At 43.6% G+C, this 13,455-nt stretch carries 8 protein-coding genes and 2 pseudogenes; 3 read left to right on the forward strand and 7 right to left on the reverse strand.

From position 1 onward, the window contains the following. The first annotated feature begins 8 nt into the window (after window positions 1–8). Window positions 9–2,168 carry a TonB-dependent receptor gene (locus tag CAPGI0001_RS05340; protein WP_002667378.1) on the forward strand — a complete coding sequence of 720 codons (2,160 nt, stop codon included), beginning with the start codon at window positions 9–11 and terminating at the stop codon, window positions 2,166–2,168. A gap of 63 nt (window positions 2,169–2,231) precedes the next feature. On the opposite strand, the pseudogene CAPGI0001_RS05345 reads toward CAPGI0001_RS05340, so the two are convergent. Further along, a pseudogene (locus CAPGI0001_RS05345) lies at window positions 2,232–2,498 on the reverse strand (NADP-specific glutamate dehydrogenase); the annotation flags it as partial. A 132-nt stretch (window positions 2,499–2,630) separates the two neighbouring features. Here CAPGI0001_RS05345 and CAPGI0001_RS05350 point away from each other — a divergent pair. Next, window positions 2,631–2,981: a hypothetical protein gene (locus tag CAPGI0001_RS05350; protein ID WP_002667408.1), complete on the forward strand. Its 351-nt coding sequence runs from the start codon at window positions 2,631–2,633 to the stop codon at window positions 2,979–2,981. A 386-nt stretch (window positions 2,982–3,367) separates the two neighbouring features. Further along, the gene (locus CAPGI0001_RS05355) at window positions 3,368–3,664 is read left to right on the forward strand and encodes a hypothetical protein (protein ID WP_155813445.1); all 297 of its coding nucleotides are present in this window, start codon (window positions 3,368–3,370) and stop codon (window positions 3,662–3,664) included. Between the two features lie 134 nt (window positions 3,665–3,798). Here the strand turns inward: CAPGI0001_RS05355 and CAPGI0001_RS05360 are convergent, their stop codons facing one another. The 6 genes and pseudogenes from CAPGI0001_RS05360 to gdhA all read right to left on the reverse strand — a co-directional run bounded on the left by CAPGI0001_RS05360 (window position 3,799) and on the right by gdhA (window position 13,313). Beyond that, window positions 3,799–4,281, reverse strand: coding sequence for a DUF1573 domain-containing protein (locus CAPGI0001_RS05360; RefSeq protein WP_002667536.1), 483 nt, complete (start codon window positions 4,279–4,281; stop codon window positions 3,799–3,801). A gap of 27 nt (window positions 4,282–4,308) precedes the next feature. Next, window positions 4,309–6,450, reverse strand: a complete 2,142-nt coding sequence (locus tag CAPGI0001_RS05365; protein WP_002667362.1) for a DUF4838 domain-containing protein — start codon at window positions 6,448–6,450, stop codon at window positions 4,309–4,311. Then, window positions 6,437–9,193: a tetratricopeptide repeat protein gene (locus CAPGI0001_RS05370; protein WP_002667511.1), complete on the reverse strand. Its 2,757-nt coding sequence runs from the start codon at window positions 9,191–9,193 to the stop codon at window positions 6,437–6,439. Before CAPGI0001_RS05370 ends, CAPGI0001_RS05365 begins: the two co-directional genes overlap by 14 nt. Window positions 9,194–9,205: 12 nt before the next feature. Continuing rightward, window positions 9,206–10,644, reverse strand: a pseudogene (locus CAPGI0001_RS05375) (glycosyltransferase family 2 protein). Window positions 10,645–10,647: 3 nt separating this feature from the next. Then, window positions 10,648–11,784 carry a WBP1 domain-containing protein gene (locus CAPGI0001_RS05380; protein ID WP_002667481.1) on the reverse strand — a complete coding sequence of 379 codons (1,137 nt, stop codon included), beginning with the start codon at window positions 11,782–11,784 and terminating at the stop codon, window positions 10,648–10,650. A gap of 188 nt (window positions 11,785–11,972) precedes the next feature. Beyond that, window positions 11,973–13,313, reverse strand: coding sequence for an NADP-specific glutamate dehydrogenase (gene gdhA / locus CAPGI0001_RS05385; protein ID WP_002667416.1), 1,341 nt, complete (start codon window positions 13,311–13,313; stop codon window positions 11,973–11,975). Window positions 13,314–13,455: the final 142 nt, after the last annotated feature.

The following is a 13,455-nucleotide window of genomic DNA, read 5'->3' on the forward strand; positions in this document are numbered from 1 at the left end:
AAAATTCCATGAAAAATATCATTATACTGCTCTTTGTTCTCTTTGGCGGTAGTATCCTCTATGGGCAGGAGCAAAAAATAAGCGGACATATTACCTCCGCAACGGATAAAACACCTCTTTTGGGCGTTTCCATACGCATCAAAGACACTCCAAGAGGCACTACTACCAATGAACAAGGAGATTTCTCTATCAAAGCAGCCTCTGGAGAGGTACTAGTATTCTCCTTTATTGGATTTAGAAGCCTTGAATACACTATTACCCAGACTAATATTCCCCTTATCCTTGAATTAGAGGAAGAAGAGACCGAGCTGGAGGGGCTGACTATCACCTCCACACGTAGTAGCCGTACCATAGAGAAAGTGCCTACTCGTATTGAGCTTATTACAGCTGAAGAGCTAGATGAAAAAGGCAACATGCGCCCCAGTGATTTGCGGATGCTACTGAGTGAAAGCACTGGTATACAAGTACAGACAACCTCTCCAATCAGTGCCAATGCAGGTATTCGTATCCAAGGATTGGATGGGCGCTATACCCAGATACTCAAGGACGGATTCCCTGCTTACTCTGGAGCTGCCAGTGGCTTGGGTTTGCTGCAAACGCCCCCCTTGGACCTCAAGCAGGTGGAAGTCATCAAGGGTACCAGCTCCACCCTCTATGGAGGAGGTGCCATAGCAGGATTGGTCAATCTGATCTCTAAGACCCCTACCCCAGCGAGAGAGCTACTTTTTCATATAGACGTCACATCGGCTAAGGGATTAAACTTGAATGCATTCTATGGACAAAAATTCAATCATGTAGGTACCACTCTTTTTGCTTCTCATAGCAGAAACCAAGCCTATGCACCAAGTGACACTCCCTTTTCTGCCATTCCTCGCTTTGAACGCTGGGTAGTGAATCCCAAGCTATTCCTCTATTTTGACGAAGACACCTCGCTGAACATAGGGATAAATGCCATGGTGGAGCAGCGGTTAGGAGGACATATAGAGTACTTAAGGGGCAATACCGACCCTGCCTATCACTATTTTGAGGAAAACAATACCCATCGCTATGGTGGCCAGCTAACATTTGACCACCATATAAGTGAGGATTCCCGATTCCAGCTAAAGAGTAGTATTAACTACTTCCAAAGAGAAATTGTCCTGCCTGATTATCGTTTTTCAGGAACACAGCTAAGCAGCTTTACAGAAGGGTTCTATGGTTTGGAAAGAGAAAAAACAGACTGGATTATAGGAGTAACCCTTTTAGATCATCGTTTTAAGGAACAGCCTCTTACTACCTTCCCTTTGAGAGATGAGCAGGAGATGATTGTAGGAGGATTTGCCCAAAATACTTGGAAAACCGCCCCATGGTTGGAGATAGAAAGTGGTTTGCGCACCGATTTTGTCAAAGACTATGGATGGGTAGTACTTCCTAGGCTAGCCAGCCTCTTTCACCTATCAGAGAAACTCACTTCCCGCATATCAGGCGGATTGGGGTATAAAACACCTACCTTATTCACAGAGGAAAGCGAACGATTTCATTATCAAAACATCTTGCCTGTGAGTAGCCAAAAGAATCGGTTGGAGAAGAGTTATGGCGCCAACTTTGATATTAATTACCAGACCCTTTTAGGAGAGGAATGGACTCTGAGTATCAATCAACTCTTTTTCTATACCTACTTAGACCATCCGCTATTGCTGGAAAACCTATCACCTAAGAAGTATCACCTAACCAATATAGAAGGGCATATCCACACCAAAGGATTGGAAACCAATGTAAAAATAGGTTACAAAGACTTCAAACTTTTCTTGGGTTACACCCTAACCAACACTCAATTACATGAGGGAGATGTCTTTACGGACAATCTGCTTACTGCTAAGCACCGTACCAACTCTATTTTGTTTTACGAAGTGGAAGATAAGTGGAAAATCGGGTTAGAAGCCTATTATTTCAGTTCACAGCTGCTGAGTGATGGAGAGCGTGGGCATCCTTACTGGATGACAGGTTTTATAGTAGAGAAATTATGGAAACATTGTTCTGTTTATATCAATTTTGAAAACTTCTTGGATGTACGTCAGACCCGTTTTGGAAGTATCTATACAGGTAGTGAACGTGCTCCCGTATTCAAAGATATCTATGCTCCCTTGGACGGTTTTGTGTTCAACGGAGGTATTAAGCTCAAGCTATAAGAAAAAGGCTGTCCTGCTTTCGCGGGACAGCCTCTCTTTTTTGAAGACAACTATATTCAATTATTAAATCACTCCTTGGTCGAGCATCGCATGGGCTACTTTCATGAATCCAGCGATATTAGCTCCTTTTACATAGTTGATATATCCTTCTTCTTGTCCGTACTTGAGGCAAGCGTTGTGGATAGACTCCATGATCTGGTGAAGCTTAGCATCTACCTCTTCGGAAGTCCAAGAAAGGTGAGTGGCGTTCTGAGTCATTTCCAGACCAGAAGTAGCTACCCCACCGGCATTGACAGCCTTACCTGGGGCGAAAGGCAACTTAGCATCTTGTGCATAAGGTAAATAAAAAGGTACTTTCCTTTGATAGCCCGCTATTTTTCATTATCTTTGCTCTTTTGAGGCGGCAAGGAACAATCGTCAGTGTATAGAGGTTACAATCTCCCCCCAAAAACCTAAACAAAAATGATGATAGAAGAAAAATATCACGAACTTGTAAAGCAATGTGAAGAATTAGACTATTCCGATATAAATACCATATTTGAATACGCTAACCATAAACTTTCCAAACATTCTTGGGAGTTAGCTTTGGTTATCATGGTGAATATTTGTATAAAACATCCAGACCTTCCTGCAGATGAATTGTCAGATCATATTTTTTTAGTAATGGAATATGAAGGTACTGAAACAACTTATAAGTATATGAGACAAAAGTATCAGAAAACTGAGGATATAGCTGTAAAGGAGATCTTAAGTTTGTTAATGGAAGTGTTAGAAGCTAAATATGCTAAAATGGGAATATTCTTAAAGAGATAGTAGGAGATCTATTACCTTCGCTGGCACATTTCTTGTAGCTCATTCCTATCATCCCAAGAGCTTGTAGCTTTGTTACCAACTTAGATAGTATCACTTATAGGTTTAGAAACGATGCCTTTGGCAGGTGTTCAGAGAAACGCTATATGAGCTCTACCTTCCGCTTTGTACCAACAGCTAAACTCGTAAGATGATATGATTCCCTCTAAATCTATATCTATAGATATACCTAATGCTATATCAGCAATAGATTATCAAAAATCATCAATAGGAAAGAATTTAGGAACATATGATGTAAAATTGATCCCATCTCTGAAGTATTAAGAGAAGAAGGGGTAAATATTCCTAAATCCCCTTTAGGGCAAATGAAATATTTAAAAGAATTAGGTATGGCATACTTTTTATATAGAAAAGATTTAGCTTTTTTTGTATCTCCTAAAATTGCAGAATGTATCATTAATAATGTAGAAATAGAAGATTCGGAGATTATGGCTATAACTTTTACTTTTCTAGGTGATCGATATAAAACGATTATAGATAGAGAATTTGCAAGCAAATACTATATTGTGAATGAAGATGTTTTTGATTTAGAAACAAATCATAAAGAAGAATTATTTTTTGAGTTACAACCTGTCCCTTATTCATTATTTAAGAATTTTATCTCTAAGAATAATATACATTGGTAGTAGGCAATGTATCAGCTGTGTTGCTAAAATTACAACAACTTAACAATCAATACAATACAAAAGAACTGCCCTACTATTTCCTTTTACCCACCATAGAGATAAGCGTTTTTAAGCCTATAATGGCACAAAATCAATTATAAGTCGGTATAGTATTTTTGTCGACGTGTTTCTCTAGATTTGTTATCCTTGCTATAAATCTCTTCATAATCAGGAGTATAGAGCGCATCAGGGACTACATTGTAGTCAAATATTACCTCTGCTTCTCCATCGGGGATATTGCCATAGATCTTAATAAAGTGCTTGACATAGCCTATATTTTTCTTGCTATCATTAACAATCCTAATTGTCCCTATCTCCCCTGCTCGGATAAGGCCTATAGCATTTTTATCTACTGCCATACAGCCACAGGAAGTTTGTACATCGGTGATTTTGAGAAAATGTTTTCCTGTATTCTTGATATTGATATTAATCTCAAACTTCTCGCCTTGTACTACAGGGTAATAATGGCGCACAGGGTCCATAATCTCTATGGAGGTAGGTGGATATAGCTCTGAAGCATCACGACAGCTCGCTAAGAAAAGACTTGCAAAAGATAGATATATCAGTAAAAATCTCATTGTTTTAGGATTAAAGGGTTTTAGAAATTAAGGAATTAGGCGAATCTCAGAAGTGGCTAACAAGTTACGTTCGTTAGTCCTATTCCTATAGATCCGTACTTGGGTTACATCACTATCGCTCAGGTCTATATCTGTCGTAAGAGTACGAGCGAGTACCCCTGCTTGCGGGGGTGGGAGCATTGTCTTATAGAGCTTACTATTTTTGTAAATCTCTATTTTTGTCGGCATATAGAAGCGGCTCTTTTCATCCTGCAGGAAAGTAAGGGCTATTTTTTTTGCTTTTTTAGCTTCGGGGGGAAGCTGTACCTTCAGGTCATCTACGGAATTAATCACCCAACCGATATGATAATCCAAAGGAAAGCCCTCTACCCCATCGGTAAGGGGGGAGAGGTCTTGGTAGTCTTCGTCCAAGGTACACTGTACTTGCAAGGGCTTTCCTAAGAGCAAGTTTTGGAAATCAGCCCGTGCAAGCAAGCTATTCCATTGCTCTATATAGCCCTTGACGGAGCCTTTCTCTTCTTCCTGATAGCGTGCCATTTCCTTGTATTTTTCGCTAGTGGCTAAGGCAGCGAGCCACTGTTGCACCTCAGGGCGTGGCTGTAGGGTATTTGCTTGGCGCTGGGCAAAGCCATAGCTACTATATCCCTGCCTATAGGCGAGCTGTAGGCGGGTAAAGCTAAGTGCTGCATAGAGCTTCTCTAAGGCTTTGCTTTCCTCCCCTTGTGCCTCGAAGCGTAGCGTAGATAGCTTATCATAGAAGTTCACAAACTGTGCCGGATCGAGATAAGTCTCCTGAGCATGGGCGAAATTCCCATAGGACTGTAGGGGTTTGCTTTGCTGCTGTTGGGCATTCTCCAAGGAAAGATAATAGGCGGTTAGTTCTGCCCCTGATACAGGATAGTATTGTCGGAAGAATCGAGTAACCAGCTCGTCCACCGAGAGGGTCTCATCTATGAGCAAAGAGGTGATGACAAAGGTCTGCACATCGGCGAAGGTGCTATAATCATAACCACTTCCATTGACAAATACTCCTTTGACGCCTTTCTCCTTGAATACCTTCAACTGCTTTTGGAACCCCTTTAGGATAGGATAAGGAGTGAAGTAATCGTCGAAATCACAAGCATAGTCCCATAGGTATAGGTCATTCGTCTTAGCCTTCCATTGTGAAAGGGTATGATAGAAGGTTTCTGTAACTTTGCCACTGGGCAGGGCTATCCCTTTGGGTAAATCGATAGTGCTTATAATCACTCCCGTATTATCAGCCAATCTCTCCGTGGGAGGAGTGCGGGTGGTGCGATAGCCGGAGGTATAGAAAGTATGCTTAGGAAAGCGCTTGGCAAGCTTATTGACCAGATAACTCACCGAGGGGGTGGCATTGGTGGGGGTACTCCCCAGTGATTTATTCTTAGGGGTATCACTCACTATAGGGTTATCATTGGGCATGATGACAAACTTCATAGGGGGTTCCGCACCAAAGTTGTCTATGATGTAGTGCTCTACTTCTTGGTAAAGGGCATCGGAGGCAAAGTCCAGCTGGGATTCATTGAGCTTGCCCTCTACCGTAGCATAGAGAGCCTTGTTGTTCTTGTCTATCACTTTAGAGAGGTTGTGCCCCCATAGTCCCCAATCTATTTCTACATTGTGGGTGTTATAGATTTGGTTATATTCTTGGTTTAGGTTAGGGAGGAAATGTGGTTCACGGTAAGCAAAGGCAAAAGAAGCACATCCTTTACCGAGGTTGATGATAGATGGGTTCAGGTCGGGCGCCTCTACCGAAGGATCGTCTTCGCTGATGCGCTTTATCATTTGGTATATCAGCCACTGGAGGCCTCGCTCCGTCCGGGCGGTAAGCAGCCACTGTTGCCCATCATTCTTCAGACAATAGTCCGTGGAGAGGGCAGTGTTCACCTTTACTTTCAGGGTGAGATAATCCTTCTGTGAACTTGCCAAGAGCACCCGCTGGCGATCGGTTACTCTGTTTCTGAGATGATCATAGAAGTACTGTGCCCATTTTTCATCTATGTCGGAGGCATGGAGTTGCGTGGAGATGGCATAGCCCTTCGCCCTGAGAGAGATAGGTACCTCAGCAGCTGCGGCCGTACTCTCGGCATTGCTCTGACAGGTGCCCAACAGGAGAAAATAAAGGGTTACTATACTAAAACGAAACATTTATTCCAAAGATTAGGTTATACAAATCGCTATAATCTACCCCATTGTAGTAGTTGTACCATACCCCAGAGAGGGACAGTGCTACCTTGTCCACAAGCATATACTGCGCCATTCCTCCGAAGTTGGCATTGGTGGTGGAGAACTGCCCATAGAGTTGGTAGTTGAGAATCTCATCGACTGGAGCCGAACCTACCCCTCCGAAGATTGCCAAGAAACTACGCTTGTCCAAGAGGTCATACTGTATTCTCCCAAAAGTGTTGTAATACAGACTGTTGTTAAAAGACACTCCTGTGAGCTTGACCAAGAAAGAGAAGTCTTCCAGCGACTTAGTCGCACCTAAGTGTGCTTGGATAAGCTGTGGTGTATCCTCACTTCGGAGCTTCTTATACCCTACCCCCACTTGGGCTTCCCACTCATTGCGCAAGGCTCTGTATATAGTAACATTCCCCATATACTCCGGAAAATAATGATTGGAGAGTGCTGCATCTATATCGAAATACGACTTGTAGCTTAGTATATGTGTCCATCCTACTTGTCCTTGAAAGGCTCGCTTGTCTGCCCTCCCCGATGAGGAAAGTCCCAAAGTATAGGTATTCTTAGGCTGATACCTATGGTACAGAGCGGTAAATATCCCTGGCAACTTGGTATCCTTCAGCTGGTTCTGCTGGTAGGAGAATTGTATCTCATTCTTATAAGTCTTGTACTTGAGGTAGTTCAGATGCCTTTTGAACTCAGCAAGCTCCACCAAGGACGGATTGAACTGTCGCTGGTAATAGTAGGCGCTATCATACTGCTTTTGCCCCTCGAATATACGTCCTCGCTCATACTGCAAGTTCTTGTTCAGGGGGTCATACTGTAGTGCCTTGAGCAAGGTGTGCTGTGCTTGGTCATAATCCCTTTGCTTATACTCCTTTTGCGCCTGTTTTTCAGCCGCTTCAGCGTAGGCCTTGGAAAGGTCTTTGTTATAAGCATATTTCTCAAGGTAAGGCTCTAAAGCATTTATCCCTTCCTGAGGTCTATCGGTGCGGGTGTAGGCATAGGCCTCTTGTTCTACAAAGTAAAAATCATCTGGATAGAGAGCCTTTCCCTTCTGGGCATAGCTCAGTACTTCATCTTCCTTTTTCAGCAGGGAAGAAGTCGCCACAATATACCTAAGTCCTTGATTGCTATTTTCCTTGAGTGTCATCAGTTTTTTCTGTTGCTCATAGGCAGTGGTAGCATCTCCCTTTTCATTGAGGTACTTGATATAAGCCAAAGCCGTTTCCTCATATCCACTGATATAGAAGTCGTTATCCTTGGCATCACTTTCCCCTATGAGTTTTTCATAGATCTCCAAGGCCTGCGGATACTGCCTCAGGGCGGATAGTGCTGCTGCTTTTCTTAGGTAGCCTCCCTTGCTCTGAGGATATTGCTGGATAAGGAGCTCTGCCTGTTCTAAAGCCTTGCCATACTGATGATTATTGAGATAGGCTCCATATAGGGCAGCGATGGCATCCTCTCGCCACTCGAAGGACGGCTGTGCTGCCACCCATTGCAAATCGGGGATGGCCTCGGTATACCTTCCTTGTTGTGCCAACTGCTGCCCTCGGTTATAGCGGTATTGTAGGTAGTTATTTCGTATATCCGCATCGTTGGGATACTTCGAGAAAAGCTCCTCCAAGACCTTATATGCCTCCTTATCCTGCCCAGAGAGCATAAGGTAGGTGTATTTCTTAGACAACAGATCCTTGGTGCGTCCACGGCTTTTGATACCCTTTTCTATATATACAGCAGCATCGGTATAGTAGCCCTTGGTCAGGGAATTATTGATAAGGTAGTCCAGTGCCTCCGCATTGGAGGGGTTGTTCTCATAGAGCTTGCCATAGAGCACATAGGGGTCGGACTGGTTTTGGTAGAGAGCCGCCTGAGCAAGCAAGTCATTGTAATTCTTGAGCATCTGAGGGGACTTATTGCCCTTTTTCATTTCTTGTTGGATAAACTCTACCGCCTCCACCGGACGATTCATCTCGGAGAGAATACCTATTTTTCGATTGATAAGCTCTTGGTTATTAGGCAAGTTCTGCAAGCCTCGATTCACATACGTCAGTGCCTTATCCTTGTCCCCCGAGAGGAGGTATGTATTGGTCAGGGTGAGATATGCCTCTTCATCCTTAGGATTCAGGCGGAGGGTCTCTTGCTCCATCTTGATGGCTTCCTCTATATTTCCTTTCTTTTTCTCTTGGGAAGACTGCACCTGAAGGGAGTAGAGGTAATCCTTTTTGAACTGCTCATCCTGAGGGTAGATCACTCGGATGCGCTTGAGCAAGCGATTTGCCTCTATATCATTGCCTTGTAAGCGATAAAGAGCAATCTTCTTGCGCCAGAGTTCAGCGTCGTAGGGGCGGGTCTCCAGCAGCTCATTCACGTAGCATATCGCACTGGAATAATGCTTCTGTGTGGTCTCGATACTGGCCAAGATCTCCTTGGCTGCCACATGGTTAGGAAGCTCATCCAGCGCCCTTAGCAAGTGGTAGCGTGCCTTGTCATTGTCTTGCTTTTGGTAGTAGTACGTCCCCATGTAGAACTGAATATCCCCATTCTTAGGATACTGGGTTATATTCTTGTCCAACAGCTTCTTAGCCTCTTCGTACTGTCCTTCTTTGAAGTAACTATCAATCAGCTTGAGCTCCTTCTTATCCTGTGCTACAACCGAGATACATGGAAGCAGGAGCAGCAGTACACTATATATTTTTGTCATTTTCATCTTTTGCATTTTTTAGTTTTGAACCGCTACGGGTTGCTGCTTCTTCTTATCAATCCCTTTGCGGGTCATTTCTCCCCATTCGAAGTTTTTTTTGATAAAAAACTGATATACCCTCTGATACTGAAATAGACAATCAGCAGGTGATAGGTAAAGGGTTCTATCAGGGTGATGGCAAACAGTCGAAAATACTCCCTGAGCCTCTTGTAATGTTGCTTGGTGACATAGTCAAAGACAATAGCTGAGGAGGAGACCATCAGCCCAAAGAGGTAAATAGTTCCGAAGATCAGAAGAGCATTCGTATAGTTCATTCTCCCTATGACAAGCAGGTAGATAAGTATTCCCCAGCCGACTATTTCAATAAGTGGGGCTAAGAATTCGAAGAGGAACATATAGGGCATGGTCACCAGTCCCAAGCGCCCATACTTGTAGTTCCACAAGTACTTGCGGTAGATCATAAAGAATTGGAACAGCCCACGCGCCCAGCGGGTGCGCTGCTTATACATAACCGAATAGTTCGGTGGCCCCTCGGTCCAGCAACATGTATCAGGAATCTCCACGATGCGATAATCGTAATTGAAATCCCTCATATAGACAATCATACGAGTGACCATATCCATATCCTCGGCAAAGGATGCCGGATCATAGCCCCCTGCATTGATAAGTATTTCCTTGTCAAAGAGACCTAAGCCCCCAGATATATTGGGCACCCCATTGATCACCGACCAGCCCATTTTTCCTACCAAGTAGGAACGCAAGTACTCGATTTCTTGGAAAGCGGGAAAGAAAGACTTAGGAGGGCTTACACGTACGAGCTTCCCGTCCTCCATCTCGCAACCATTGCTCATACGCAGGGTAGCTCCTACCCCTATCACTCGTACCGATGATTTGAGGAAAGGCATAATCATCCGCAACAAGGCATCCTTGGCCAATACACAATCTACATCCGTATTGAGCATATATGGATACCTACAGGCATTCACCCCCGCATTGGAAGCATCGGCCTTGGTCCCTCCATTGACCTTATCCACTACGGTAAGCTTGGCATATTTGGGGTTTTTGGACTTGAAAATACGCTTTACGGGTGATGCCTTGATACGCTCTATATACATAAAGGGCGTTTCTTCCAGCTCATATTCTTCTATCAGTAGCTCCAGTGTCCTGTCCTTGCTCCCGTCATTGACGATAACCACCTCATACTTAGGATAGTCCAGGGAGAGCAATGAGTTCACATTGGAGATAATGGTCGTCTGTTCGTTATAGGCTGGTGCCACGATAGAAATCCCCGGTGCCAAGGGTGAGTTCCTTAACGTAATGAGGTCTAAATCCGTATATTTCCACTTGTTATTTCGCAAGTTCTGGCGTGCCATGAGCACCTGTGCACCGATGCACAGAAGAATCATGATCGAATAGATCAATACCGATATCTGAAAAATATCATAGAGTAGTTCCATTTTCTATAGCGTTCTTTGGTTTAGAGGGTTTTCCACATGTTCGAAAGCCAAAAGTTCCTGCGGCTTGGCCTGTGCTTTTAGTCGCTCGAAGATAGCCTTTCCAGACTTCCCGAAGCACAATAGAGTATAGAGCCCTTGCATTTTTGTCTCTACATTGTGCGTGGTCACTACGGCATTCTCCACAAAAGGTAGGGAGTCCTCTTGGGCAAACTCTCCTAAGGTCTTGAGGATTTCCTCCTGAATAAAAGAGGGTTGTACTGGGTATATCCCCATAAGGAAAGTAGCCGCTTCCTTGTACTGCAAGACCCCTAAGGTTCTGATAATCTGTTGGCGGAGCTTCATACCACTGCTTTCGATCATCTTGAGCAAGTAAGGCGAAGCCTCCTTCTGACCATAACACCCCATCTCGTAGACCAAGAACGACTTGAGTGCCTCGCCTGCTGAGTGGTTCTGTACCCAATGGATAAAATTAGGAATCGTTTCCTCAGGCTTTTTGCTTAGTATCTCATGAATTTCGATATTATCCCATTCAGAGAATTGGTCGTCGAAATCATTATCGAAGAACTTGAAAGGATTATTCTTACTAATATATATATACAAGCTGCGGGCTTTCCTTCTCAGTATAGAGTTCTTGATGGTAGTCATAGGAATAATCACCGACTCGGCTATGACCAGGTTCAGTCCCTTTATCTTGCGCAAAGCCCTTTCCTTACGTTTTTTAGAGCCTTTGAGGAGTTCCGCTTCCCAGAATTTTTTGAGCTTGAGCTCCTCCATGAGCAGTTCATAGTTCTTTTTGTTCGCCTTGGGATATGTGTCGATAATCTCCAGTATAAGGTTGGTCAGCTCTCGCTTGAATCCATTGTCATAAGAGCTAACTCCCAGATAGTTATGAAACTCACTACTGCTGAAGACCTGCTCGGTAAGGAGAATTTCTTTGATTCTCTCAAAATACTCTCGGCGGAGATAGGCTACTCTCCGCTGGGTCTTGCGTCGCTTGAAGTGCTTTTTGATAAGAAAAAGAATATTATACGCACATAGGCACGAGAGGATAAAAACCAAGGTGTATAATATTTTTAGGAATAAACTATTGATTTGAAACAATTCATAGTAATATTCCACATTCATTAGGAATTTTTCCATCAATTTATTTTACTTTAACGATTAAATCTCAGTGTTTTATGAAAAAAATTTGGGGCAAAAGTACAATTATTTTCCAAGAAAGAAAGCTCAAAGCTGTTAAACGTATTGTAAACTTATCTAAAGGATTTGGAAACAAAAAAGAGGCTGCCTCATAGTCAAGACAGCCTCTGCTTATTTAACAAAAACAATTATATGACCCCTTGGTCGAGCATCGCATGGGCTACTTTCATGAATCCAGCGATATTAGCTCCTTTTACATAGTTGATATATCCTTCTTCTTGTCCGTACTTGAGGCAAGCGTTGTGGATAGACTCCATGATCTGGTGAAGCTTAGCATCTACCTCTTCGGAAGTCCAAGAAAGGTGAGCGGCATTCTGAGTCATTTCCAAACCAGAAGTAGCTACCCCACCAGCATTGACAGCCTTACCTGGAGCAAAAGGCAACTTAGCATCTTGGAAGGCTTTGATAGCCTCTGGAGTACAACCCATGTTGGACACCTCTGCTACGAGTTTCACTCCATTAGCGATGAGTGTCTTGGCATCGTCTCCGTCCAATTCGTTTTGGAAAGCACAAGGCAATGCTATATCACAAGGGATCACCCATGCTTTTTTACCTGCGGTGAACTTACTTTCTTTCGCAAATTTTTCAGCGAAAGGTGCTACGATATTGCGGTTAGAAGCGCGGAGCTCAAGTAGGTAGTCAATCATCTCTTGAGTCATACCTCCAGGTACTTCTACACAACCGTCAGGTCCAGAGAGACCGATTACTTTAGCACCAAGTTGGGTTGCTTTTTCTGATGCTCCCCAAGCCACATTTCCGAAACCAGAAACTACCACACGCTGTCCCTTGATATCGCGACCGAGCTTTTTGAGCATATGATCTACAAAATAAAGAGCTCCATACCCTGTCGCTTCTGGACGGATAAGGGAGCCTCCCCAGTTGATACCCTTACCGGTGAGTACCCCTGTATTGTATTCGTGTGCCAATTTTTTGTACATACCGTACATATAGCCTATCTCACGGCCTCCTACCCCTACGTCGCCTGCAGGCACGTCGGTATCAGGACCTATGTATTTCCACAATTCGAGCATGAAGGCCTGGCAGAAGCGCATGATTTCCGCATCAGACTTGCCAGTAGGATCGAAGTCTGATCCTCCCTTAGCTCCTCCCATAGGTAGGGTAGTAAGCGCATTCTTGAAGGTTTGTTCGAACCCTAAGAACTTAAGCATAGAAGGATTCACTGCCTTGTGGAAGCGGATACCTCCTTTGTAAGGACCTATGGCAGCATTGAACTGCACACGGTAGCCAAGGTTAGATTGTACCTCTCCTTTGTCATCTACCCAATCCACACGGAAGGTATGGATACGATCAGGCTCTACAATACGTTCGATGATTTTTGCCTTAGCAAATTCTGGGTGCTGGTTGTACACATCGTGTACTGATTCCAACACTTCATGTACTGCTTGTAAGTACTCTTTTTCTCCTGGGTGCTTTGCCTCCAATGAGGCCATAATCTTTTGTACGTCCATTATTATTTTTTTATTTAGGTAACTTTTTTAGGTAAACTCGCATGAGCGAGTATGTTAAGTGTCAACTGCCAACTGACAAGCAAAGGTACGTATTTTTATGAGAATAAACAAGCAAAAAGACAACAATTTTCACTTTCCCTTT

Source organism: Capnocytophaga gingivalis ATCC 33624, from assembly GCF_000174755.1.
Taxonomy (GTDB): Bacteria; Bacteroidota; Bacteroidia; order Flavobacteriales; family Flavobacteriaceae; genus Capnocytophaga; species Capnocytophaga gingivalis.